The 24770-nt window shown below is 67.8% G+C and carries 21 protein-coding genes; 5 read left to right on the top strand and 16 right to left on the bottom strand.

What is annotated here, in order from left to right:
• Positions 1 to 35: 35 nt before the first annotated feature.
• The gene (locus BRO63_RS12370; protein WP_088140078.1) at positions 36 to 2102 is read left to right on the top strand and encodes a M3 family metallopeptidase; all 2067 of its coding nucleotides are present in this window, start codon (positions 36 to 38) and stop codon (positions 2100 to 2102) included.
• Positions 2103 to 2152: 50 nt separating this feature from the next.
• On the opposite strand, the gene BRO63_RS12365 is transcribed toward BRO63_RS12370, so the two are convergent.
• Positions 2153 to 2899 (bottom strand): class I SAM-dependent methyltransferase, encoded by a 747-nt coding sequence (locus BRO63_RS12365; RefSeq protein WP_179215083.1) that lies wholly within the window; start codon positions 2897 to 2899, stop codon positions 2153 to 2155.
• Positions 2900 to 3146: 247 nt separating this feature from the next.
• On the opposite strand from BRO63_RS12365, the gene BRO63_RS12360 reads away from it, so the two are divergent.
• Positions 3147 to 3761 carry an SCO family protein gene (locus BRO63_RS12360; protein WP_088140077.1) on the top strand — a complete coding sequence of 205 codons (615 nt, stop codon included), beginning with the start codon at positions 3147 to 3149 and terminating at the stop codon, positions 3759 to 3761.
• A gap of 129 nt (positions 3762 to 3890) precedes the next feature.
• Positions 3891 to 4142, top strand: a complete 252-nt coding sequence (locus tag BRO63_RS12355) for a GlsB/YeaQ/YmgE family stress response membrane protein (protein WP_088140076.1) — start codon at positions 3891 to 3893, stop codon at positions 4140 to 4142.
• Between the two features lie 63 nt (positions 4143 to 4205).
• Here BRO63_RS12355 and adeC read toward each other — a convergent pair whose 3' ends face one another.
• Genes adeC through BRO63_RS12340 form a run of 3 tightly spaced genes read right to left on the bottom strand, consistent with a single transcriptional unit; the run spans position 4206 to position 10067 of the window.
• Entirely contained in the window at positions 4206 to 5675 is a 1470-nt protein-coding gene (adeC, locus tag BRO63_RS12350) for an AdeC/AdeK/OprM family multidrug efflux complex outer membrane factor (protein WP_088140075.1), read from the bottom strand.
• Complete coding sequence (locus BRO63_RS12345) at positions 5672 to 8854, bottom strand: efflux RND transporter permease subunit (RefSeq protein WP_088140074.1); 3183 nt, start codon at positions 8852 to 8854, stop codon at positions 5672 to 5674. Before BRO63_RS12345 ends, adeC begins: the two co-directional genes overlap by 4 nt.
• 16 nt (positions 8855 to 8870) lie before the next feature.
• Entirely contained in the window at positions 8871 to 10067 is a 1197-nt protein-coding gene (locus BRO63_RS12340; protein ID WP_373557774.1) for an efflux RND transporter periplasmic adaptor subunit, read from the bottom strand.
• A gap of 254 nt (positions 10068 to 10321) precedes the next feature.
• Between BRO63_RS12340 and BRO63_RS12335 the strand changes: the two genes are divergently transcribed.
• The gene (locus tag BRO63_RS12335) at positions 10322 to 11227 is read left to right on the top strand and encodes a LysR family transcriptional regulator (RefSeq protein ID WP_088140108.1); all 906 of its coding nucleotides are present in this window, start codon (positions 10322 to 10324) and stop codon (positions 11225 to 11227) included.
• A 67-nt stretch (positions 11228 to 11294) separates the two neighbouring features.
• Here BRO63_RS12335 and BRO63_RS12330 read toward each other — a convergent pair whose 3' ends face one another.
• The 9 genes from BRO63_RS12330 to BRO63_RS12290 all read right to left on the bottom strand — a co-directional run bounded on the left by BRO63_RS12330 (position 11295) and on the right by BRO63_RS12290 (position 20964).
• Positions 11295 to 12026, bottom strand: a complete 732-nt coding sequence (locus BRO63_RS12330) for a pseudouridine synthase (RefSeq protein WP_088140072.1) — start codon at positions 12024 to 12026, stop codon at positions 11295 to 11297.
• Between the two features lie 37 nt (positions 12027 to 12063).
• Positions 12064 to 13563 (bottom strand): M81 family metallopeptidase, encoded by a 1500-nt coding sequence (locus BRO63_RS12325; protein ID WP_088140071.1) that lies wholly within the window; start codon positions 13561 to 13563, stop codon positions 12064 to 12066.
• A 33-nt stretch (positions 13564 to 13596) separates the two neighbouring features.
• A complete protein-coding gene (locus BRO63_RS12320; protein ID WP_088140070.1) occupies positions 13597 to 14232 on the bottom strand; it encodes an ANTAR domain-containing response regulator in 636 nt (211 codons plus the stop codon).
• A 2-nt stretch (positions 14233 to 14234) separates the two neighbouring features.
• Positions 14235 to 15398, bottom strand: coding sequence for a transporter substrate-binding domain-containing protein (locus BRO63_RS12315; protein ID WP_088140069.1), 1164 nt, complete (start codon positions 15396 to 15398; stop codon positions 14235 to 14237).
• 61 nt (positions 15399 to 15459) lie between these two features.
• Positions 15460 to 16176, bottom strand: a complete 717-nt coding sequence (locus tag BRO63_RS12310) for an ABC transporter ATP-binding protein (protein WP_088140068.1) — start codon at positions 16174 to 16176, stop codon at positions 15460 to 15462.
• Complete coding sequence (locus BRO63_RS12305) at positions 16173 to 17999, bottom strand: branched-chain amino acid ABC transporter ATP-binding protein/permease (RefSeq protein ID WP_088140067.1); 1827 nt, start codon at positions 17997 to 17999, stop codon at positions 16173 to 16175. Before BRO63_RS12305 ends, BRO63_RS12310 begins: the two co-directional genes overlap by 4 nt.
• Positions 17992 to 18825, bottom strand: a complete 834-nt coding sequence (locus tag BRO63_RS12300) for a branched-chain amino acid ABC transporter permease (RefSeq protein ID WP_059374371.1) — start codon at positions 18823 to 18825, stop codon at positions 17992 to 17994. The genes BRO63_RS12305 and BRO63_RS12300 overlap by 8 nt, the downstream gene beginning before the upstream one ends.
• Positions 18826 to 18878: 53 nt before the next feature.
• On the bottom strand, positions 18879 to 20045 hold the full coding sequence (locus tag BRO63_RS12295) for a substrate-binding protein (protein WP_088140066.1): 1167 nt from the start codon (positions 20043 to 20045) through the stop codon (positions 18879 to 18881).
• Positions 20046 to 20076: 31 nt separating this feature from the next.
• Positions 20077 to 20964 (bottom strand): nitrilase family protein, encoded by an 888-nt coding sequence (locus tag BRO63_RS12290; RefSeq protein WP_088140065.1) that lies wholly within the window; start codon positions 20962 to 20964, stop codon positions 20077 to 20079.
• Positions 20965 to 21252: 288 nt separating this feature from the next.
• Between BRO63_RS12290 and BRO63_RS12285 the strand changes: the two genes are divergently transcribed.
• Positions 21253 to 21873, top strand: a complete 621-nt coding sequence (locus tag BRO63_RS12285; protein ID WP_088140064.1) for a chorismate--pyruvate lyase family protein — start codon at positions 21253 to 21255, stop codon at positions 21871 to 21873.
• Between the two features lie 10 nt (positions 21874 to 21883).
• Here the strand turns inward: BRO63_RS12285 and BRO63_RS12280 are convergent, their stop codons facing one another.
• Genes BRO63_RS12280 through BRO63_RS12270 form a run of 3 tightly spaced genes read right to left on the bottom strand, consistent with a single transcriptional unit; the run spans position 21884 to position 24763 of the window.
• Positions 21884 to 22747: an isocitrate lyase/PEP mutase family protein gene (locus BRO63_RS12280; protein ID WP_088140063.1), complete on the bottom strand. Its 864-nt coding sequence runs from the start codon at positions 22745 to 22747 to the stop codon at positions 21884 to 21886.
• Positions 22748 to 22760: 13 nt separating this feature from the next.
• On the bottom strand, positions 22761 to 24158 hold the full coding sequence (locus tag BRO63_RS12275; RefSeq protein WP_088140062.1) for an FAD-dependent oxidoreductase: 1398 nt from the start codon (positions 24156 to 24158) through the stop codon (positions 22761 to 22763).
• The gene (locus BRO63_RS12270) at positions 24155 to 24763 is read right to left on the bottom strand and encodes a cysteine hydrolase family protein (RefSeq protein WP_088140061.1); all 609 of its coding nucleotides are present in this window, start codon (positions 24761 to 24763) and stop codon (positions 24155 to 24157) included. Before BRO63_RS12270 ends, BRO63_RS12275 begins: the two co-directional genes overlap by 4 nt.
• Between the last annotated feature and the right edge of the window lie 7 nt (positions 24764 to 24770).

Genomic DNA, 24770 nt, shown 5'->3' with positions numbered 1-24770 from the left:
GTGGCGCCGCCCACCTCTTCCCAGCCTGTAACACCATGACCCAGAATCCCCTGCTCGCCCCTGTTTCCGACCTCGTCGACTATGCGGCCGTCAAGCCCGGACACATCGTGCCCGCGGTCGAGGAATTGCTGGGCATCGCCCGCCAGGCGGTGGATCGCGCCGCCGATGCCGCGCTGGCGCCCACCTGGGAAGCCGTGGTCGAGCCGCTGGATACCGCCTCGGAGCGCCTGTGGCGCGCCTGGTCGGTGGCTGGCCACCTGAATGCCGTGGTCAACACGCCGGAGCTGCGCGAAGCCTATAACGCCGCCCTGCCCCTGGTGACGGAATTCTCCACCTGGGTCGGCTTGCACGAAGGCTTGTACAAGCAGTATCAGCGCCTGGCCGCCGCCCCCGATTTCGCGTCCTGGACGCCGGTGCGCCGCCGCATCGTGGAAATGGCGCTGCGCGACTTCCGCCTGAGCGGCGTGGAGCTGCAAGGCGCGGACCGCGAACGCTACGCCGCCATTTCCGATCGCGAAGCGCAGGCTTCACAGAAGTTCTCCGAAAACGTGCTGGATTCGATCGACGCCTGGTCGCTGCTGGTCGAGGACGAAGCCCGCCTGGCCGGCATTCCGGCCGACGTACAGGCCGCCGCCCGCGCCGCCGCCGAGGAAGACGGCAAGCCGGGCTGGAAGCTGACGCTGAAGATGCCGTGCTACCTGCCGGTGATGCAGTACGCCCAGGACCGCTCGCTGCGCGAGGCGCTGTACCGCGGCTATGGCACGGTGGCGTCGGAACACGGCGAAGGCAAGTTCGACAACTCTCCCCTCATCGAAGAGCTGCTGTCCCTGCGCGCCGAGGAAGCCGGCCTGCTCGGCCTGGGCACCTTCGCCGCGCTGCGCCTGCAGACCCGCATGGCGCGCGACGCCCAGGAAGTCACCGTGTTCCTGCGCGACCTGGCCGCGCGCGCCAAGCCCTACGCCCAGCGCGACCTGGCGGAATTGAAGGCCTACGCCACCGGCGAGCTGGGCCTGGACGACCTGCAGCCCTGGGACGTGGCCTACGCTTCCGAGCGTCTGCGCGAATCGCGCTACGCCTATTCCGAAGACGAGGTGAAGCAGTACTTCACCGAGCCGCGCGTGCTGTCGGGCCTGTTCGAGGTCATCGAAACCCTGTTCGACGTGCGCCTGGCGCAAACGCCGGTGTCGTCCTGGCACGGCGACGTGCGCGGCGTGCGCGTGGAAAGCCCCAAGGGCGAACTCATCGGCTACCTGTACCTGGACCTGTACGCCCGCGCCGGCAAGCAGAGCGGCGCCTGGGTCGACAGCGAGCGCACGCGCCGCGTCGTGGACGGCAAGCTGCAGACGCCCATCGCCTACCTGACCTGCAACTTCTCGCGCCCCAACGGCGACAAGCCCGCGGTCCTGACGCATGACGACGTCATCACGCTGTTCCATGAAACCGGCCATGCGCTGCACGCCCTGCTGTCCGAAGTGGACGAGCCCGGCGCGGCGGCCTTCGCCAGCGTGGAATGGGACGCCATCGAACTGCCCTCGCAGTTCATGGAGAACTTCTGCTGGGAATGGGCAGTGGTGCAGAAGCTGTCCGCCCACGTCGACACGGGCGAGCCCCTGCCGCGCGCGCTCTACGACCGCCTGGTCGCCGCCCGCAACTACCAGAGCGGCATGCAGACCGTGCGCCAGATCGAGTTTGCGCTGTTCGACATGCTGATGCATGACCGCGCCCAGGGCATCTCCATTGCCGAAGTGCTGGCCCTGCTGCAGGAAGTGCGCCAGGAAGTGGCCGTGCTGTTCCCGCCGGCCTGGCACCGCCTGCCGCATGCCTTCTCGCACCTGTTCGCGGGCGGCTACGGCGCGGGCTACTACAGCTACAAGTGGGCGGAAGTGCTGTCGGCCGACGCCTACGAAGCCTTCGAGGAAGCCGCGGCGCGCCAGGCCGGCAACGCGCTGGGCACGCTGGACCCGGAAACCGGCGCGCGCTTCCGGCGTGAAGTGCTGGCCGTGGGCGGCTCGCGCCCGGCGGCCGAGTCCTTCGCGGCCTTTCGCGGACGCGCGCCGCGCATCGATGCCCTGCTGCGCCATAGCGGCATGACACCCGCCTGAGCGTCCGCTGCCAAGTCGCGACCCGACGGCCCGCCCTGGCGGGCCGTTTTCTATGCGGCGTCGACTGGACGGCGCGCCGACATCACCAGCCAGCGCCCGTGCACGGACTGGTCTGAACCGGCCTGCTTCCAGTAGCGGCGGCTTTCCTCGTCCTGCGCCTGCCTGAGCCGGCGGCCGTAGTACAGCCGCGACGGCACGGCCAGCACATGCTCCATCATGCGTTTGGGCTTGTTCTCGTCCACGTCGTGCAAGCTGATGTCCGTGAAACCATAGTGCTTGAACAGCAGGTGCAGCTGCGGAAAGCTCCAGGGAAAGTACGTGACGTAATCCTCGCCGCGCTGCCGTCCCACCATGGGCCGGAAGCCCGAATGGAAGCCGCGCAGCAGGAACTGCAGGCGCGAACGGAAATACCAGGTGTTGGGCGTGGTGATGATCAGGGTGCCGCCCGGGCGCAGCGCGCGGTAAAGGCTCTGTACCAGCACGCCGGGGTTGGTCAGCAAATGGATCGCCTCGCAGCAGACCACGGCGTCATAGGGTTCGGCAACCGTCAACGGCGTTTCCAGGTCGTGCTCCGTCACGCGGCGGTAGCCGCCGTCCGCCGGGGGAAACTCCCACAGGCCCACGCCGTCGATATCGACCCGCCGGCCGCTGGCGGCGGGCAGCATGTCGCCCAGCCAGCCTAGTCCGCAAGGCGCGTCCAATACCGAATCCGCCAGGCGGCTGCGCAGGATGTCGAGCACGACGGGGTAATAGGGATAGTAGGGATAGCCCAAGGAATTCCTGACTGGCATGTCCATATGTGGCGCCTCTGGATTCTGAAATCTGACACGGTCCTGAATGTAGCGGCAGCCACGGCAACGGGTCAGGCGAATTCGCCACTTCCAAACAATAAACAGACAAAGCTTTACAAGTGGGCGAGCCAGTCCCGCCCCCCTTGGCTTGCGCCAGGACAAGCCGCCCCGAGTCGGCGCCCCTCCCCGCTCTGCCCTGCCCGCGCCTTGCGGGTAGAATCAAAAGGTTTACCCCCTACCGGCCCTTGGACTCATGCGACACCTCATTTCCGGCCGCGCCCTGCGCAGCCTGCTGCTGACCCTGTGCGTGTTTCTCGCTGCCTGCGGCGACAGGAACGTCGACTGGACCCTGTACAACGTGAAGGGGCACCTGCCCGACCTGAAGTTCTCGCTGCCCGGCGCGGGCGGCAAGATGGTCAGCAGCGACGACCTGAAGGGCAAGACGGTGCTGCTGTTCTTCGGCTATGCCAGTTGCCCCGACATCTGCCCGACCACCATGGCGCAGTTGACCGCCGTGCTGCAGAACCTGGGCGACAAGGCCCAGGATGTACGCATCCTGTTCGTCAGCGTGGACCCGCACCGCGATACGCCGGACATCCTGCAGGCCTACGTCAACGCCTTCAACAACAACGCCATCGGCGTGACCGGCGACGAGAAGCAGATCGCGGACCTGGCGCGCCGCTATCGCGTGGCCTACCAGATCGAGAAGCCGCGCCCGGGCGACGACGCCGACATGTACGAAGTCACGCACAGCCGCGGCGTGTATGTATTCGACAAGGACGGCAAGGCGCGCTTGCTGGCTTCCGACACCGACAGCATCGAAGCCATGACCAAGGACGTGCGCCAGTTGATCGACCTGACGTCCTGAGCGCCAGCCTGCGCGGGACGCATATGTTGCCTGCCCGCGCCATACACCAGTTGTTACAACCGCTGCGCGCGGCGCGTGGGTATCATCTAGCCACACTGCCCCCTTTTACTTCCAGCAAGGAGTACGCGCATGAGCATCATCATCATGATCATCGTCGGGTTCGTCGTGGGCCTGATCGCCCGCGCCATCATGCCCGGAGACCAGAACATGGGGATCATCATGACCACCATCCTGGGTATCGTCGGTTCGGTCGTCGCCGGCTTCCTGGGCCAATCGCTGGGCTGGTACGCACCGGGCGAACCCGCCGGCTGGATCGGATCGGTCGTAGGCGCGATCGTCGTGCTGTTCGTGGTGGGCCTGATCGCCAAGAAACGCACCTGAGGTCCTGCTGGATCTGAAATGAAAAAGGGCCGATCTTTCGATCGGCCCTTTTTTTGCCTGCCCTTATTGCTGCTGGGCCTGCGCGGTTACCGTGCGTTCGGTCCAGCCGCCGCCCAGCACCTTGTACAAGGTGACCAGGTTGGACAGCCTGGCCCGGCGCGTGTCCACCAGGGCCTGCTGCGCGGTGTACAGCGAACGCTGCGAGTCCAGCACGCTCAGGTAGTCGTCGATGCCTTGGCGGAAACGCTGGTCCGACGCGTCATAGGCGCGCTGGTTGGCAGCCACCAGGAGGCGCTGCGCCTGGATCTGCTCGTCCAGGGTGCCGCGCCCGGCCAGGGCGTCCGCCACTTCGCGGAAACCCGTCTGGATCGATTTCTCGTATTGCGCAACCTGGATGTTCTTCTGCACCTTGGCCAGGTCCAGGCCGGCAAGCAGCGAGCCGCCCGCGAAGATCGGCACGGTGATCTGGGGCACGAAGCTCCAGGCGCCCGAGCCGCCTTCGAACAGGCCGCCCAGGCTGGCGCTGGCGGTGCCGGCCGAGCCGGTCAGGCTGATGGTCGGGAAGAACGCCGCGCGCGCCGCGCCGATATTGGCGTTGGCGCCCTTCAACTGGTGCTCGGCCGAGCGGATGTCCGGACGGCGGGCCAGCAGGTCCGACGGCAGGCCGGCGGGCAAGGTGGTCGGCAACATGGAATCGTCGAGCTTGACCGCGTTGTCCAGCGCCGCCGTCATCTCGGGCGACAGCGGCTGGCCCACCAGCAGGACCAGCGCATTGCGGTCCTGCGCGGCCTGGCGCGTGTACTGCGACAGGTTGCGCTCGGCGGTGCGCAGCGACACTTCCGCCTGGCTCAGGTCCAGCGCCGTGGACAGGCCCTGGTCATAGCTCTGCTGCGTAAGCTTGAAGGAATCCTGCTGGCTCTTGAGCGTGTCGCGCGTCAGGCTCAGGAGTTCCTGGTCGGCGCGCAGGGTCAGGTAGGCGTTGGCCACTTCGGCGATCAGCGTCAGCTGGGTCGCCGTGCGGGTTTCGTCCAGCGCCAGATAGGATTCCAGCGCCTTGTCGCTCAGGCTGCGGATGCGTCCGAACAGGTCCAGTTCCCAGGCCGACATGGCGGCGCCGACCTGGTAGCTGTGGCTGGTGGTGGCGCGGCCGCTGGCCGACATGTCGGCCGGCGAACGCTGGGCCGTTTCCTGGCCGGCGATGCCGATGCTGGGCATCAGGTCGGCGCGCTGGATGCGGTACTGGGCGCGCGCCGCCTCGACGTTCAAGGCCGCCACGCGCAGGTCGCGGTTGTTCGCCAGCGACTGCTCGATCAGCTGTTGCAGCAGCGGATCCGTGCCGAAGAAATCGCGCCAGCCGATGTCGGCGGTCAAGAGGCCGCCCGCGTCGGCGGGCTGGGCCGCCTGGTAGGACGGACCCGTGGGATAGGCCGCATCGACCGGCGCGTCCGGCCGTTCGTAGGTGGGGGCCAGCGAGCAGCCCGCCAGGGCCGCCGCCAGGGAAACAGACAGCAAGGTTCTCATCGGAAATGTCATTGCGGTTGGCCCTCGGTCGAGACGCCCTGCGTACCGTTGACGCTGGTATCGTGCACGTCGACGTTTTCGCTCATGCGCTTGACCTTGAAGACGCGCAGCATGATCACGAAGAAGGCCGGAACGAAGAAGATGGCCAGGAAGGTACCGGTCAGCATGCCGCCGATCACGCCCGTGCCGATGGCGTTCTGGCTGCCCGAACCGGCGCCCGACGAGATCGCCAGCGGCGTCACGCCCAGGATGAACGCCAGCGACGTCATCAGGATGGGACGCAGGCGCTGGCGCGCGGCGTGGATGGCCGATTCCGTCAGGCTGGCGCCCTGCTCGTAGTGTTCCTTGGCGAACTCCACGATCAGGATGGCGTTCTTGGCCGCCAGGCCGATGGTTGTGAGCAGGCCCACCTGGAAGTACACGTCGTTGGACAGGCCCCGCAGCATGGTGGCGAGCAAGGCCCCGATGATGCCCAGCGGCACCACCAGCATCACCGCGGACGGGATCGTCCAGCTTTCGTACAAGGCCGCCAGGCACAGGAACACCACGATCAGCGAGATCGCGTACAGCGCGGGCGCCTGGGCGCCGGACAGGCGTTCTTCGAACGACAGGCCGGTCCATTCAAAGCCCACGCCCACCGGCAGCTTGCCTGCAATGCGCTCCATTTCTTCCATGGCCGCGCCCGAGCTGTAGCCCGGCGCCGCCTGGCCCTGGATGTTGTACGACGGCACGCCGTTGTAGCGGTTCAGCTTTTGCGGACCGTAGCTCCAGGTGGCCTTGGCGAACGCCGAGAACGGGACCATGTCGCCCTCTTTGTTGCGCACGTACCATTTGTCCAGGTCTTCCGGCAGCATGCGCGACGACGCCTCGCCCTGCGCGAACACCTTCTTCACGCGGCCGCGGTCGATGAAGTCGTTGACGTACGACGAACCCCAGGCCGTGGCCAGCGTGCTGTTGATGTCCGAGACGGCCACGCCCAGGGCTCGCGCCTTCTCGCGGTCGATGTCCAGCTGGTACTGCGGCGCGTCTTCGATGCCGTTGGGGCGCACGCCCTGCAGGACCGGACTCTTGGCGGCTTCGCCCAGCAGCTGGTTGCGCGCGGCAAGCAGCTTCTCGTGGCCCACGCCGGCGCGGTCCATCAGCTGGAAGTCGAAGCCGGTGACGTTGCCCAGCTCCATCACGGATGGCGGCGGCACCACGAACAATTGCCCGCGGCGCTCCGTCTTGCGGAAGTGCGCGTTGGCGCGCTGCGCCACGGCGCCGGCCTTGAGGCGGGCGTCGCCGCGTTCTTCCCAATCGCGCAGCTTGATGAACAGGATGGACGCGTTCTGGCCGCGGCCGCCGAAGTTGAAGCCGTTGACCGCGAACACCGAGGTGACGGCGTCCTTTTCCTCGGTCAGCAAGTACTTGGTGGCGTCGTCGATGACGGCCTTGGTGGCTTCCGCCGTGGCGCCGGCGGGCGTCTGGATCTGGGCGAACAGAATGCCCTGGTCCTCATCCGGCAGGAAGGCGGTCGGGATGCGGGTGAACATCCAGCCCATGGCAAGAACCAGCGCCAGGTAGATCACCATCAGGCGCTTGCTGCGGTTCAGGCCGCGCGCGACGGTATTGGCGTAGCCGTTGCTGCTGCGCTCGAAGCTCCGGTTGAACCAGCCGAAAAAGCCCTTCTTGGCGCCGTGATGGCCCTTGGGGATGGGCTTGAGCAGGGTCGCGCACAGGGCCGGCGTGAACACGATGGCCACGATCACGGACAGCACCATGGAGGACACGATGGTGATGGAGAACTGGCGGTAGATCACGCCCGTGGACCCGCCGAAGAAGGCCATGGGAATGAACACGGCCGCCAGCACCATGGCGATGCCGATCAGGGCGCCGGTGATCTGGGACATGGACTTGCGGGTGGCCTGCTTGGGCGACAGGCCCTCTTCAGCCATCACGCGCTCGACGTTTTCCACCACCACGATGGCGTCGTCGACCAAGAGGCCGATGGCCAGCACCATGCCGAACATGGTCAGGGTATTGATGGAATAGCCGAACGCCGCCAGCACGCCGAACGTGCCCAGCAGCACCACCGGCACCGCCAGCGTCGGGATGATGGTGGCGCGGAAGTTCTGCAGGAACAGGTACATCACCAGGAAGACCAGGATGATGGCCTCGATCAGCGTCTTGAACACCTCATGGATCGACAGGCTGACGAACGGCGTGGTGTCGTACGGATAGACGACGTCCATGCCCGGCGGGAAGTAAGGCTTCAGGTTGTTGATGGTGTCGCGCACCGCCTGGGCCGTATCCAGCGCGTTGGCGCCCGGCGCCAGCTTGACCGCCAGGCCCGAGGCCGGCTTGCCGTTGTAGAAGCTGTCGATAGCGTAGGTCTGGCCGCCCAGCTCGATGGTGGACACATCGCCCAGGCGCACTTGCGAACCGTCCGGGTTGACCTTGAGCAGGATGCGGCCGAAGTCTTCCGCCTTCTCCAGGCGCGACGGCCCGATGATGGTGGCGTTCAGTTGCTGGCCGCGCACGGACGGCAGGCCGCCGAGCTGGCCGGACGACACCTGCACGTTCTGTTCCTTGATCGCCGTCACGACGTCGACCGTGGTCAGGCCGTAGTTGACGAGCTTGGCCGGATCCAGCCAGATGCGCATCGCGTACTGCGAGCCGAACAGCTGGAAGTCGCCCACGCCCTGCGTGCGGCTGATGGGATCCTGGACGTAGGAGGCGACGTAGTCGGCCAGGTCGTCCTTGGTCATCGAGCCGTCGGTGGACACGAAGCCCGCCACGATCAGGAAGTTCTTGGTGGCCTTGGTGACGCGGATGCCCTGCTGCTGCACTTCCTGCGGCAGGAGCGGCTGCGCCAGCGACAGCTTGTTCTGCACCTGGACCTGCGCGGTGTCAGGGTTGGTGCCCTGCGTGAAGGTCAGGGTGATGGACATGCTGCCGTCGGAGTTGCTTTCCGAGGAGATGTACTGCAAGCCGTCCAGGCCGTTCATCTGCTGCTCGATGACCTGCACCACGGTGTCCTGCACGGTCTGCGCGGACGCGCCCGGGTAGGTCACCGCGATGCCGATGGCCGGCGGCGCGATGTTGGGGTATTGGGAGACCGGCAGCTTCAGGATGGACAGCGCGCCGGCCATCATCAGCACGATCGCGATCACCCATGCGAATACGGGTCTATCGATAAAAAACTTTGCCATGCAAGGCTCCTGACTACTACTGCTTGGCCGCCGCGGCGGCTGCTTGCGGCTGCTGCGCCGGCTGCGCGGCGCTGGCTTCGGTGGCAACCACTTCAGCCCCCGGGCGCACCATCTGCAAGCCTTCCACGATGACCTTGTCGCCAGCGGCCAGGCCGTCGGTGACCAGCCACTTGTCGCCGATGGCGCGGTCGGTCTTCAGTTCACGCAGTTCAACCTGGTTCTTGGCGTTGACCACCAGCGCCGTCGGGACGCCGCGCTGATTGCGCGTCACGCCGCGCTGCGGCACCAGCAGGCCGTCGGCGGCCACGCCGTCGGCCAGGCGGGCGCGCACGAACATGCCCGGCAGCAGGCGGCGGTCCGGATTGGGGAACACCGCGCGCAAGGTGACCGAGCCCGTGCCCTGGTCCACCGTGACTTCGGAGAACTGCAGCTTGCCCGGCTGGCTGTACTGCGAGCCGTCTTCCAGCGTCAGCGTCACCAGCGCGGCCTGCTCGCCGTCGGCCTTCTTCAGCAGGCCGCTGGCCAGCGCGTTCTGCAGGCGCAGCAGCTGGACGCTGGATTGGGTCACGTCGACATAGATGGGATCGATCTGCTGCACCGCGGCCAGGGCCGTGGTCTGGTTGGCCGTGACCAGCGCGCCTTCGGTCACCGCCGAACGGCCGATGATGCCGTCGATGGGCGACAGCACCTTGGTGTAGACCAGGTTGATGCGCGCCGTGTCCAGCGCCGCCTTGGCCGACAGCACGTCGGCCCCCGCCTGGTCGCGCGAGGCGACGGCGTTGTCATAGGTCTGCTGGCTGACCGCGCGGGTGGCGACCAGCGGCTTGTAGCGCTCGGCCAGCAGCGCGGCGGTCTTCTGCTGCGCCTGGGCCCGCGCCAAGGCGGCCTTCTGGCTGTCCAGGCTGGCCTGGTAGAGGGCGGGATCGATCTGGTAGAGCTGCTGGCCCGCCTTGACCTCGCCGCCTTCGGTAAAGAGGCGTTTCTGGACGATGCCATTGACCTGGGGCCGCACTTCGGCCACGCGGAATGGCGAGGTGCGGCCAGGCAGTTCGGTGGTCAGCGAAACGGGCTGCGTGGCGAGCGTCACGACCGTTACCTGGGGCTTGCCCGCCTGGGGAGCGTCTTGCTTCTTGCCGCAAGCGGCCAGCGTGAGAGCCGATGCCGTCAGCGTGACGACCGCCGCGCTGCGCCACATAGCGCTTTTCTTATCCATAGATTGCATTCCCGATTTCAACAAAAAAAAAGCCCGCCCCGGATCGCGTATGAGCGTTCCGTGCGCATCGATTGGGTGGATTTGCCTCGAACACGCAGGCTGGGCTTTGTCGCATTGCTGCATTGCAGAACTCGCATTCTGCGTTATCCCGCCCGAGAAACAAAGGGGCATGTTGAGAAAACATCATTCCATTTATGGGACAATGGCTGCACCATTGAATATGACAGAATTCCGCCATGAAACGCTTGCAAGGCATGGAACTCTTCGTCGAGGTCGCCAAGACACGCAGCTTCAGCCGCGCTGCCGCGATGCTCGGCGTGCCGAAATCGACACTGTCCCGCCAGGTCGCCGAACTGGAGCGCTCCGTCGGCTTGCGGCTGCTCAGCCGCACCACCCGCAAGGTCGAACTGACCGACGCCGGCCGGCTGTACTTCGACCGCTGCCAGCGCATCGTGGCCGAGGCGCAGATCGCCCATGAGGAACTGCAGAAGCTGGTCGATACGCCGGCCGGGCCGCTGCGGGTGAACATGCCCGCGGATTTTGGCACGGACTTCCTGGCTGAATCGTTCATGGAATTCTCGCGCCGCTACCCCGACGTAACGTTTTTCCTTGATCTGGCCAATCCGGACCACGCGCAGCGCGTGTTCCAGACCTGCGATATTTCGATCGAAATCGGCGAACTGCCCGACTCGTCACAGATTGCGAGGCTCTTGGGCATGCTGCCGGCCCATCTGTACGCCTCGCGCGAGTACGTGGAAAAGCACGGCGAACCGCGGCACCCCAGCGACTTGACCCGCCACGAGTGCATAGAGTTCCGCGCCAAGGGCGCCGGACAAGTGACCCGCTGGCCCCTGACCGACGGCCAGCAGCACATCGAATTCACACCCGGCAACCGCTTTTCGGTCAATGGCGTTGCCATGGCCCGGCGGCTGGCGCTGCTGGGCGCGGGCATCGTGGTGCTGCTGGGCGACCAGTCGGCCGAACAGCAAGCCGGCCAATTGCAGCGCGTGCTGCCAGATTGGCAGCTGGGTCCGTTCCCGGTCTACGCCGTGACGGAGACGCGGCTGCTGCCCGCCAAGACCCGGATCTTCATCGAATTCCTGATGGAGCGCCTGGGCGACGTCGGGCAGGCGAAGAATACTCCCGCTTTCATGAAATAAGCGGGAGTCGGAAACAGACTGAAAAATCTAGGACTGGCCGACAACACTTGTCGGCCAGTTCGGCCAATCAGAAGCGCTCGTCCTCGCGCAGATAGCGCCATTGGCCTAGCGGCAGGTCGCCCAGCGACACCCGGCCGATGCGCACGCGCTTCAGACCGATCACCTTCAGGCCGACCAGTTCGCACATGCGGCGGATCTGCCGCTTCTTGCCCTCGCGCAACACGAACCGCAACTGGTCGCTGTTCTGCCAGCGCACCTGCGCCGGCTTGAGCGCCTTGCCGTCCAGGGACAGGCCGTGGTTCAGCAACGCCAGGCCGTTCTCGGACAGGCTGCCCTGCACCCGCACCAGGTATTCCTTGTCCACGCTGGAATCTTCGCCGATCAGGTGCTTGGCGATGCGGCCGTCCTGGGTCAGCACCAGCAGGCCCTGCGAATCGATGTCCAGGCGGCCGGCCACGGCCAGCCCGTCCAGGTGCGAGCGTTCGAAACGCTGCGGCGCGCGGTCGCCGGCGTAGCGGGAACGGGAGTCGATCAGGGCCACGGCGGGCGTATAGCCTTTTTCGGCCTGGCCCGACACGTAGCCCACGGGCTTGTTGATCAGGATGGTGACGCGCGCGGTCTGGCGCGCCTGAGCGGCGCGCTCCAGGGTGATGACCTGGTCAGGGTAGGCCCGGGCGCCCAGTTCGGACACCACGGCGCCGTCCACGCGGACCCAGCCGCGCTCGATATAGGTGTCGGCCTCGCGGCGCGAACACAGGCCACGCTCGGACATGAGCTTGGAGATACGTACTTTTTCCATGGCCGGTATTGTATGCGGACGCCGTCCGGCCCTCGCCTCAGGCCGCGGGATCGTAGTCCGAAGGCGCCATGGGATCCAGCGGATGGAGCGGCCGGCTGCGCCGCTGATAGGGAAACAGCGCGAAATCCGAACTGGTGACGCCCTCGCTGGCGCATTCCACCAGCGCCCGGGAAACAGGCTCGAACACCGGGCGGCAATACATGCGGGACTTCACCAGCACGAAGCGGGCCCGGCGCGGATCCAGCCCCATGCTCTCGAACACGCCCAGGTCCCAGGGCTCGTGGGTTCTCTCGGTGATCACCAATTGCGCGGCGCCTGTGTCCAGCACCGCGCTGCGGCCCATGCACGCCGTCTGCCCGGTGTAGGTCGGGCCGGTGATGACATATTCGCCGTCGGTCACGGCCCGGACCACGCCGCGCAGCAGCACCGGCGCCGCCGGACGGCCGATGGCTGGAATCGGCCGCTTGTTGCCCACCGGCAGCTCGACCTGGGCGCCCTCTCCCGCCGCGGCCAGCGCCGCGACGGCCTCCGGGTCGCAGTACAGCCCCGCGATGATGCCGGTCAGGCCGGCGTCGACCGCCGCCATCAGCACCTCCATGGTGTCGCAGGTGCCGCCGGACATGCAGTTGTCGCCATGGTCGAGCAAGAGCACGGGCTGGTCCGCGCCGCGGGCCAGTTCCGCCGCGCGGGCCAGCGATTCGCCCAGGGGCTCGCTGTCGTAGAAGTAGCCGTCGCGCTCGGCCCAGATGGCCGATGCCAGCTCGCTCGCGACCCGTTCCGCCTGCTCCTGCGGACCCGAGCCCACCACGACCACGCTCAGGCACGGGTCGGGGATGTCAGCCAGCGCGAAGCCCGCCAGCACGGAAACGCCCTGGATGCCGTCCTTTTCCGCGCCGCGCGCCGCCTGCACGGCGCGGCGCATGGCGCCCTGGGCCGTGGCGCTGCGCAGCGTGTGCGTCATCAGCGGCAAGCGGCGCCAGGCCATGACCGGGCGCGGACCGCCGTTGAGCCAGTCGTACAGGATGCGCCCCGCGTGCTCGCCGGTCTCGTACATGTCCACGTGCGGATAGGTCTTGAAGCTGACGATCACGTCGGCATTGGCCACCATCTTGGGCGTGACGTTGCCGTGCAGGTCCAGCGCCACGGCGATGGGCACGTCCGGCGTGCGCCGCCGCAGGCGCTCCAGCAGGTCGCCCTCGCCATCGTCGGAGGTCTCGGCCACCATCGCGCCATGCAGATCGAGCAGGATGGCGCCGCAGCCCTGCGCGCCGGCCACGATCGCGTCGCACAGCCGGCTATAGGCGTCCGCCGACACCGGGCCGCTGGGGTAGGCCGTGGCGGAAACCGGCGTGACCACGGTCGCGCCGTTGGCCTCGGCAATATCGATGAAGGCCGACATGGCCGTGCGCTTGCCCTTGTTCTCGGCATAAGCCTGGGCGCCGAAGGCGGGGCCGTCATTGCCGAACGCGGACAGCGGCGTGGGCACCGGCGAGAACGTATTGGTCTCGTGGTTCAGGCGGGCGATCATGACCTTCATGGTCCGGCTCCTCGGCATGCGCATTCAGTGCGTTCAATTGTTATGGGACGGCCCCGGGCGCAAGGCGCCCAGGCCAAGTTTTTCCATGGCTTCGCTGGCTTCGATGATCATCGCGGCCACTTCCGCCACGCTCACGCGCAGGCCCGTGGCCCGGGTCCGCATGTGCTCATAGGCGGCGCGCTCGTCCAGGCGCTGGTGGTCCATCAGCACGCGGATGGCCTTTTCGATGACGCGCCGCGCCTTGATCGTGCTTTCCAGCTTGTTGATCTTGGACTGCTGGCGGCTCTGGAACTGCTTGGCCGAACGCGCCAGCACCAGCGTGCTGAGCACCCCCGCCGAGCGGAACGGCCGCGTCAGCACGCCGTGCGCGTTGGTCTTGAGCAGCTGTTTCAGCGTGGTCGGGGTTTCATACTCGGACAAGGCGATCAGGGTGGCCTCGACCTCGCTGGCCGACCAGGCGGCGCTGTTGCGGCCGCATTGCGACACCTGGAAGAAGATGACGTCCACGCCTGCGGGCGGGCCGTCCGGAAACGGCCAATGCAGATGGATGCGGCAACCGATGCGCTTGAGCTGTTCGACCAGCAGGTCGCGGTCCTCGCCGGGCGGATACACCACGGCGACGGCCACACTGCGCAGGTCCTCGTAGAGGCGGCGTAGGCTATGGTCCATGGCTATTTCAACCAGAACTCGTCCAGGCCGAACCCGGTGAGGTACGGATCCGGCTTCACGGGTTCATCGCTTTCCCAGACGATGTCGAAGCGCCCGTCCTCGCGGCAAACGCCGATGCGCGGCGTCAGCACGCTGTGGTTGTTTTCCGCCAGCACGGACATCTGCCCGTCCGGCGCGTCGAACTGCACCTGGTGCACCGCCTGCACCAGCTTGCGGGTGTCCATGCTGCCCACGCGCTGCAAGGCGCGCGCGAACAGGTGCATCTGGCTGTAGCAGGTCTCGGCATAGACGCTGGCGGGATGGTCGCCGAAGCGCGCCCGCCAGCGTTCCAGGAAGTGCGCATTGGCCGGCGTGTCCACCGTGTTGAAGTAGGTGGCCGCGGTGATATGCCCCACGCAGCGCCGCGGCCCGATCTCGGCCACCTCCGACTCCGCCATCGTCAGGCTGGCGATGGGAATATGCGCGGTGGCCGCGCCCTCGGCCTGGCAGGCCTCGTGGTAGCGCTGGTAGAAGCGCTGCGCATCGGAGCCGATCAGCGTGGAGAACACCACGTCGGGCTGGATGCGGCGGATGTCCGCAACCACGTCGTTGATCTCGCTGTCGTCGCAGCCCAGCGGCAGATAGGTTTCATCCAGGATCTCGCCGCCATGCTCCTCGACGGTCTCGCGCATGATGCGGTTGGTCTCGCGCGGGTAGATATAGTCCGCGCCCACCAGGAAGATGCGCGAGCCGCAGTTCTGGATCAGGTAGGCCGCCAGCTGCATGCTGCCCTGGTTGGGCGCCGCGCCGGTGTAGATGACATTGGGCGAATACTCGAAGCCTTCGTAGACCGATCCGTACCACAGCAGCGAATTGCTGCGCTCCACCACCGGCAGCATGGCCTTGCGGCAGTGCGAGGTGCAGCCGCCGAAGATGACGCTGACCTCGTCGTCCAGCAGCAGCCGGGCCGCCAGCCGGCGGTATTCCTCGGCATCGCTGCGCGGGTCGTACACCACGGGCGCCAGCGGCCGTCCCAGGACGCCGCCCAGTTCATTGATCTCTTCCACCGCCAGCACCGTGCCGAAGAAATGCTGCGACTCCGTCGTGCCGGTGACGCCGCTGCGCGAATAGAGCACGCCGATGCGCCAGCCGGGCCGCTGCGCCTCCTGGTCCTGAAGCGTGGTCATGATGGAATCCTCGAGCGGGTAGTGCGTGTGTGCGTCATGGCGAATTCGGGCCGGATGGCGTTCAGACTTTCAGATGAGCAATGATATTGCCCGCCGCCTCGGACGCGCCAGCCTCGCCTGCGTCGACGATGCTGCCCTGCTTGAGCACCAGATAGCGGTCGGCCACGTCCAGCGCGAACGCCACGTTCTGCTCGACGATGAACATCGTGGTGCCGTGCCGCTCGCGCTCCCAGTTCAGCGCCCGGCCCAGCCGCTCGATCACCGAGGGCTGCAGCCCTTCGGTGATCTCGTCCAGCAGCAAGAGCGCGGGCCGCTGCATCAGCCCGCGCGCCACCAGCAGCATTTTCTGTTCTCCGCCCGACAAGGTGCCCGCATGCTGCCGCAAGCGGCTCGTGAACACCGGGAACAGCTCGGCGATCTCGGCGAAGCGCTCGTCGAACAGCTGCTCGCGCGGCAGCCCCAGGCGCAGGTTGTCGCGGATGCTCAGGTCGGGAAACAGCGGTTGCTCCTGGGCCGCGTAGGCGACGCCGCAGCGCGCCACTTCGTGCGGCCGCAGCCGGGTCGCGTCCACCCCGCCCACGCTGACGCGGCCGCGCTGCTTGGGCAGATAGCCCATGACCGTCTTGAGCAAGGTGCTCTTGCCCATGCCGTTCTTGCCCAGCAAGGCCACGCACGACCCCCGCTCCACCGAGAGCGACACGTCGTGCAGCACCATGGCCCGCTTGTAGCCGCTGGACACTTCTTCCAAGCGCAACGCCGGCGCGGCGATACTCGTCATTGCCCTGCTCCTTGCGCGGCGGGCGCGCTACCCGCATAGATGGTGCGCACCAGTTCGGATTCCACTACTTCGCGGAATCCCCCGTCCATGACGATGCGGCCCTGGTGCAGGACCACGATGCGCGTCGCGATTTCCTTGACGAAATCCAGGTCGTGTTCCACCAGCAGGCAACACAGGCCGTAACGGTGCGCCAGCGACGACAGCACATGGCCGATCTGCTGGCGTTCGGCCTTGCTCAGCCCGGCCGTCGGCTCGTCCAGCAGCACGATGCCCGGCTCCAGCGCCAGCACCATCGCCAGTTCCAGCGCCTGCTGCTGTCCGTGCGAGAGGTCGCGCGCGACGCTGTCCAGGCACTGGTCCAGGCCCGTCACCCGCAGCGTCTCCAATGCATAGGGCGGCAGATCCAGCGTGGGCGACCGGCGCCACCACGACGGCCGCTCGCGCAGCGTGGTCGCGATGCGCAGGCTTTCGGCCACGGTCAGCGTGTCGAACACGTTGGCGTTCTGGAATTTACGGCCCAGTCCGTGGCGCACGCATTGTTCCGGACCGTCGCGCCGCACCTCGTGGCCATAGAGTTCCAGCCTGCCCTGGGAACGTTCGGCGCCGTCCGCGATGCAGCGCATCAGCGTAGTCTTGCCGGCGCCATTGGGGCCGATCAGCCCCAGCAGTTCGCCGCCGCGGGCCTGCAGGTCTATGCCTTCCAGCACCTTCAGGCTGCCAAAGTGCTTGGACACGCCCGCCAGGCTCAAGGCCTGGGCCGCGCCGCCGTCCTGGCGCGCAGGGACGGCGCGCTCGCCCAGCACGGGCGCGGCCGCCTTGCCGGCCCTTGCCCGCCAGGGCGCGGTCAGCAGGGGCAGGAGCCCGCGCGGCAGCAACAGGATCACCAGCACGAAGGTCACGCCCAGCAGCAGCTGCCAGACGAACGGCATGTTGCCGCTGAGATAGGAGCCCGCGACGTTGATGAGGATGGCTCCCAGCACCGGTCCCCAGATGGTGCCGCGTCCGCCCAGCGCCACCCAGATGATCAGTTCCGTGCCGAAGACGAAGCCCGTCAGCTCCGGCGCCACCACGCCGCTGAAGGCGCCATAGCCGAAGCCGGCCAGGCCCGCCACGGCGCCGCAGACCACCAGCAGCGCGATGCGCCAGTGGGCGGTGTTCAGGCCGAGGTAGCTGCAACGCGCCTCGTTGTCGCGCAGCGCCACCAGGATGCGGCCGCCGTCGCTGCGCACCGCCGCCCAGGCCATCAGCGCCACCACCGACAGGCCGCCGGCCGCGATCACGTACCAGGCCTCCAGCGACAGGTCGAAGGTCTCGTAGCCCGTCAGGCCGGAGGACGAACCCGTATAGGTGCCGCCGGACAGCATCAGCTGCATCAGGACGATGGGCAGCACCAGCGAGATCACGGTAGCGAAGAACGGCGAAGCGCCCCGGTAGAACGACAGCCATCCCGTCACCAGCGCCAGCAGCGCCGCGGCGCCCACCGCCGCCAGCGCGGCCAGGGCGGCGATGGCGGGCGAGAAGCCGTAGTGGGTGAAGGCCAGGCCGGCGGCATAGGCGCCCACGCCGAAAAACGCGGACTGGCCGAATGTCAGGTAGCCGGTGTAGCCCCACAGCACGTCCACGGTGACCGCCGCCACGGCGAAGAACAGCGCCTTGATCAGCACGTTCAGCAGATAGGTGTCGAACAGCCAGGGACCCGCCGCGGTCAGGACCAGGCAGAGCCCGGCCAGGCCCAGCAGGCTGCGGCTGCGCGCGGCCTTTTGCACCGAGGCGTCGTCAGCGGCGCCGGCCAGCGTTTGAGGGATCAATGCGCGGTCAGTCATGGGCGAATCCTTGAGGACGCAAGCGCAGCGTCAGCGCGGCCAGGACGGCGATGGTGACGCCGCCCAGGATCGGGCTGACGTAGACGCTTACCAGCACCTGGCAGGCGCCGTAGACCAGGCAGGTCAGCAGCAGCGCGGTAATCGAATGGCCCGACACCATGACCAGCATGAAGGCGCTGACCAGCCACGGCAGTCCCATGTTCGGATCGACGCTGGACAAGGGCGTGATCAGCGCGCCGGCCAGCGCGCCCAGTCCCGCGCCCAGGCCAAAGGTGGTGAAGCGGATGCGCTCGGCGTTGATGCCCAGGCCGCGCGCCAGGTCCTCGTTCATGATCACCGCCCGGGTCCGCACGCCAAAGCGCGTGCCGCTGAGCAGCAGCGTCATGGCGGCATACATCAGCAAGGCCGCCGGCACCAGGAACAGCCGGTACGCCGAATACTCCGTGCCCAGGAAGGACACGGCGCCATGAATGGGCGAATCCGCGAACTTCACCTCGCGCCCGAAGGCCATGGTGATGAGCTGGCCGATCACGATACCCAGCCCCCAGGTGGCCAGGATGGCGTCCAGCGGCCGCTTGTAGAGCGGCTGCACGATGAGCCGTTCCACGCCCATGCCCACCAGCACGCCGACCGCCAGCGCGAAGGGCAGCGCCAGCCAGGGGTTCAGCCCCAGCTGCGTCACCACCAGGCTGGCATAGCTGCCCAGCGTAAGAATCGCGCCGTGCGCGAAGTTGACGATCTTCATCACGCCAAAGATGATCATCAGCCCGGCCGTCACGATGAACAGCATGGCGGCCGTGCTCAGGATGTCCAGCAGCAAACCCATATCGCTCTCCGGCGCCGCCGGCAGGACCGGCGGCGCTTGTCATGGCATGGCCGTCACTTCAGGTCCGGACACTGGGCGCCCGGGTCGACTTTGTCGAAGGTCTGCAGGATCTTGATGGAACCGTCCTGCTGCACCTGCCCCAGGCGCATGGTCAGCGCCGCGTGCCGCTGGCGGTCCATGGTCACCGGGCCGCGCGGGCCGTCGAACGTGACCGCGCTCAACGCCTGCACCACCTTGGGCGCATCGGTGCCGCCGGCCTTTTCGACGGCTGCCTTGTACAGGTAGAAGGCTTCATACTGCGGCGCGGAGAATTCGTTGGCGGTCTTGGCGTCGTTGCCGAACTTCGCCTTCAGGCCGTCCAGGAATTTGCGGTTCTGCGGCGTGTCGATGCTGGTCAGGTAGGACGCCGACATGTACATGCCCACCGCCGTGTCGCCCATGGTCTTGGCGGTGCCCTCGTCGATCGCCAGATTGCCGTAGGGCATGGACAGGCCCGCCGCCTTGACCTGCTTGGCCAGACTGACATTGGGTCCGCCGCCCGCCGTCGAGCTGATCAGCGCGTCCGGGTTGGCCGAGCGTATCTTCGAGACCACCGGCGTCCAGTCGGATCCGTCGATCGGCAGGTATTCCTCGCCCACCACGCGTCCGCCCTGCTTTTCGATGTACTCCCGCGTGAACTTGAGCATGCCGCGGCCAAAGGCGTAGTCGCTGCCGACCAGGAAGAAGGTCTTGGCCTTGCGATCCTGCATGAAGTGGTCCACCACCGGCGCGACCTGCTGCTCCGGCACCCAGCCGTTCACGTGCAGCCAGCGGTTGCAGGAACGGCCTTCATAGAATGACGTGTAGATATAAGGCACCTTGCCGCGCGTCACGATGGGCAGCGCGGCATTGCGCGCCGCGCTGGTTTCCATGGCAATGATGGCGTCCACCTTTTTCTGGAACACCAGGGTGTCATACGCCTTCTGCGCCCCGACCGCGCCCGAGGCGTCATCGGCGATCTCCAGCACGATCTGGCGGCCCAGGATGCCGCCGGCCGCATTGATTTCATCGGCCGCCAGTTGCGAGGCCTGCACCACGCCCGGCGCGACCACGCTGTTGGCGCCGGACAGGCCGACCGGCACGCCGATGCGCAGCGGTTCGGCGGCATGCGCGCTGGCGGCGCCAGCCAGCAATGCGACAAACGACAGGCGGATCCGGCAGCTATTGAATAGGCTCTTCATGGGTTTTCTCCTTGGAGGGAACGACTGTCGTTCAGCGTTGCGGCAGGCCTGCCGCGCCCAACTGCTCGTCATAGATATCGCGGCGCCTGTCGCGCAGCACATGGTTGAAATCATTCAATTGGCGCGCGCGGCGCGAGGCCTTCAGGTCTATGGGCGCCAGCAGCACCTCCTCCTGGTCGATGCTGGCCGGCCCCGCGGCGGTCCAACCCTGGGAGCCCACGATCAGGCTGCGGCCCACGAAGGGCTGGCCGCGCTCGGTGCCGACGCGGTCGGCGCACACCACCGTCAGGCCGTTGCTATGGGCGCCGCCCATGGTCAGCGCGTGCGCCATGACCGGTCCGTCGCGCGTCTGTCCCGGCATCGGCACCCAGTTGGTGGGCACCGCCACGATGTCCGCGCCGCGCACCGCCAGCAGCCGGTAGACCTCGGGAAACCAGCCGTCGTAGCAGATCGCCACGCCGATGCGGCCCAGCTCGGTATCGAACACCGGCAGGCCCAGGTCGCCAGCCTCGAAGTACAGGTTCTCGTCGCCCCACAGGTGCAGCTTGCGATAAGTCCCCACATACCCCTCGGGGCCGGCGACCAGCGCGGAGTTGTAGAGGCGGCCGCCGGCGCGTTCGGCGATGCCCGCCACCAGGTAGATCCCAAGCCGCTGGGCCAATGCGATCCATGCCTGCGAGCTGGGGCCTTGCGGCACCGGCTCGGCCAGGGCATGGGCTTCCTCGCGGCTCTCGAACATGTAGCCGGTGTTGGCCAGTTCGGGCAGCACCACCAGCCGCGCCCCCTGGGCCGCGGCCTGCTCCACCAGTTCGATCGAACGAGCGATGTTGGCGGCGACTTCGCCGATGACGGGCTCCATCTGCACGCTGGCCACCCAGGTCACGGAGGCGGGAGAACGTTGCGGATCCGACGCTTGCATGCGAGCTCCATATTCAGAAATTGAAAACGAAAAAGCCCCCGACCACGCATTGCGTGCACGTCGGGGGCTTTCATAGCCAAACTGTATGTTCAAGCAGCAATCATTGCTGCGGGGTACTGCAAGCCGTTCAGGTCAATGTTGACCGTGTGCGAATAATAGGGAGGCACGGGTTCCTGGGACAATAAGTGCTTTCCCGGACGGTGGAGCGGCCCGCCCATGCGCGCCCGCGGCCGCTGCGTCATTGCGACGCATTGGGCCGTCCCGTCCGGCTTGGCATAATACGCAGCCATGAGCAAACCCGCAGCACATCACCCTCCTCTTGCCGCAGGCTGGCTGGCCAGCGCGCCGCCCATCCTGCCCCCCGCCCCGCGCCATTGGCTGTTCCGCCCCGGCGCGCTGACCGCCGGCCTGCGCCAGGTCGGCCAGGTGCGCCTGCGCGTGCTGGCCGAGTATGCCGATGGCGCGCCGCCGGACGAGGCCCGGGCGATGGGCATCGCGCCCGGCACGCCGGTGTGGATCCGCGAAGTGCTGATGTCGGTGAACGGCGTGGACAGCGTGCCCGCGCGCAGCCTGACGCCGCTGCGAGCGTCCCACGGCGCCTGGCAAGGCATGCGCCGCCTGCTGACCCGCCCTCTGGCCGACATGCTCTACCACGACAGCACGGTGGTGCGATCGCCGTTCGCCTGCCGCCGGCTGGCCTCGCCGGTGCCGTTCCATGCCACCGCCCTGGGCGTATTGCCCAGCGCGCAGCGCGACCGCGACGCGGACCGCATCTGGGCGCGCCGCTCCGTCTTCTGGCGCCAAGGCCAGCCGCTGCTGGTGGCCGAGTGTTTCCTGCCGGCATTCTGGGAACTGGTCGCCGACCAGCCCGTGCCGCCGCTGGTGCCGCACCAGCGCACGCCGCGCTGAAGCGCCGGCCTCAGCCTTCGTAGCGGCGACCGCGCTCCAGCAGCTCGGGCGTGCCGATCACGGCGTTCAGGCCGTCGAAGTCCAGCATGCCTTCGCGCCATGGCGCGGTCGTGCCGTGCTGGCGCAGGCTGGCGTAATAGCCCTGCAAGGTGTGGGCCACCGCGCGCGCCGTGCCGCCCGGAAAAATCACGATGCGAAAGCCCAGCGCGGTCAGGGCCTCGGCGCTTTGCACCGGCGTCTTGCCCCCTTCGACCATGTTCGCCAGCAGCGGCACGCGCCGCGCAAAGCGGCTGCAAGCCGCCTGCATCTGCTCGGGCGTGCGCAAGGCTTCGATGAACAGCCCATCCGCGCCCGCTTCCAGATACGACTCGGCGCGGTCCAGCGCGGCGTCCAGGCCTTCCACCGCCAGGGCATCGGTGCGCGCCAGGATCAAGGTCGAGGCATGAACGCGCGCATCCGCCGCGGCGCGCAGCTTGCCGCGCATTTCGGCGGCGGGGATCACGGTCTTGCCGTCCAGGTGGCCGCAGCGCTTGGGAAAGGTCTGGTCCTCCAGCTGGATCATGGCGGCGCCGGCCCGCTCCAGGCCGCGCACGGTGCGCTGCGTGTTCAAGGCATTGCCGAAGCCGGTGTCGGCGTCCACGATGACGGGCGTGGCCACCCGCTCGGTGATGCGGGCCAGCGTGTCCTCGACCTCGCTGTACGTGGTGAGGCCGATGTCCGAGCGGCCCAGCCGCGTGTACGCGATGGACGCGCCCGACAGGTACAAGGCGCCGAACCCCGCCTGTTCGGCGATCAGGGCGGACAAGGCGTCGTAGACGCCCGGAGCCAGCACGGCGCCGCCGGCCAGCTGTGCTTGCAGATTCTGTTTTTGCATGGTTTGGATAATCCTAGGAAAGCTCGCGGCCCAGCAAGGATGCGGCGGTCGCCGCGGCGATATGACCGCCCGCCACCGCGCTGAGCAGGCCGTTGCCGGACAGGTAGCCGGACACGTCGTTGCCCGACACGCCGCGCGCCGCACCGCCGGCGGCCAGCAGATTGGGCAAGGCACGGCCCGCCTGGTCCAGCACGCGGCAATGCGCGTCGATATCCAGGCCGCCTTGCGTATGGAACAGCGCGCCTGTCACCTTGATGGCGTGGTATGGCGCTTGCAGCACGCGCTCGAAGCGCCGGCCGTGCGCATCGGCGGCGTCGGGGGCCACGCCCGCCAGCGTCCCGCGCAGCGTCGCTTCGTCGCAACCGATCAGGGCCGCCAGCGCCGTGGCGTCCGCACAGGTCTTCAGCGCCTGGCCCGCTTCCGCCTGGACAAAGTCCGGGAAGCCGCGCGCCAGCGCCAGCGTGCGGCCGTCGAATACGTTCCAGGCCTCGCCGCCGGGTTGCGCCAGCACGTGGACCGCGGCCTCGGAATAGCCCTGGGTCTCGTCGTGGAAGCGCCGCCCCGCCGCGTTGATCTGCACGCCTCCGTCCATCATCACGGCCCAGGAAATCAGCGCGCCCTGGGGCGTGGCCCAGGAACCGTGGCCTTGGTAGCCGCCCAGGTCGGCCAGGCGCGCGCCCAGCTGGGCGCCCCATTCGATCGCGCTGCCGTCATTGCCGGCATGGCCGCCATAGACGGCCCCGCGCATGGCCGGCAAATACTCGCCCACCATCGCCGCATTGCCGCCAAAACCGTTGCAGGCCAGGATCAGCACGTCGCAGCCGATCACGTCGATGGAGCCGTCCGGCCGCTCGCAGCCCACCGCCGTGATGCGGCCGGCTTCGTCCGTCCAGATCTGCCGCGCCAGGGCGCGGGTCAGCAAGTAGGCGCCGGCGCCCGTGGCGGCGCGCTCCAGCGCGGCGACCAGGGCCGCGCCCGTGCGCTCCGGCAAGGTGTGCATGCGGCGGGCGGTGTGGCCCGGATACAGGAAGCCGTCCAGCACCTGGAAGTCCAGGCCATGGCGCGCCAGGTTGTCGATGGCGGCGGCCGCCGCGCCCGTGTAGGCGTCGACCAGGTGCGGCGCGGCCGTGCCGTGGGCCTTGGCCTGGATGTCGGCGGCAAAGCGCTGCGCGTCGTCGTCGATGCCTGCGGCCCGCTGCGCCGCCGAGCCCGCCGCCGGAATGAAACCGGACGACAAGGCGGTGGAGCCGCAGGGCGCGGCATCGCGCTCGATCAGCACGGTCTCGATGCCAGCCTCGGCCAGGCGCAGCGCGGCGGTCAGGCCGCAAGCGCCGGCGCCGATGATGGCCACCGGCACATGCATCGCGTCCGCGCCGGGCGCGGCGCCCCGCAGGACCCGCGGCGCGCTCACGAGGCCAGCCTGTCCAGGAAATCCTGGCAGGACAGCACATCCGCCACGGTGCGCAGGTCCGCCAGCGCGGCATCGTGCATGGCCGGCGTGGGCGCGGCGCAACCGTCGGCCAGCACCGCCACGTGATAGTCCCGCATATGGGCGTCGCGCGCCGTGCTGGCCACGCCGCCGTTGGTGACGATGCCGGCGATCACCACGTTGGATATGCCCGCGCGCCGCAGCACCCAGTCCAGCTGGGTATTGAAGAAGGCGGAGTACGCCACCTTCCAGACCGACACATCCACCAGTCCGTCCAGTTCGGCAACGTTGGCCTGCCCCCTGGAGCCAGCGACGAAATCGCCCTTGCGCAGGAACGGGCGCAACTGCCGCAGATGCGGCGAGATCATGGGTTCGCCGTGCGCGTCCGGCCACAGCGTGAACTGGCTGGCCGCCACGAAGCCGCCTCGCTCCTTGAGCTTGCGGGCCACGGGCGCCACGCGGGCGGGCAAGGCGCGCGCCTGCGGGCTGGCCGCGCCGCCGCGGTCATAGGCGCCGCCTGGCGCCAGGAAGTCGTTCTGCAAGTCGATGATGACCAGCGCGGTGCTGCGGGGATCGAAGGCAGACATGGGCTGC

The sequence above is a fragment of the Achromobacter xylosoxidans genome (genome assembly GCF_002192695.1).
Lineage (GTDB): Bacteria > Pseudomonadota > Gammaproteobacteria > Burkholderiales > Burkholderiaceae_B > Achromobacter > Achromobacter xylosoxidans_C.
The sequence above is the reverse complement of the archived record's forward strand: the minus strand, read 5'-3'. Positions and strand labels throughout refer to the sequence as shown.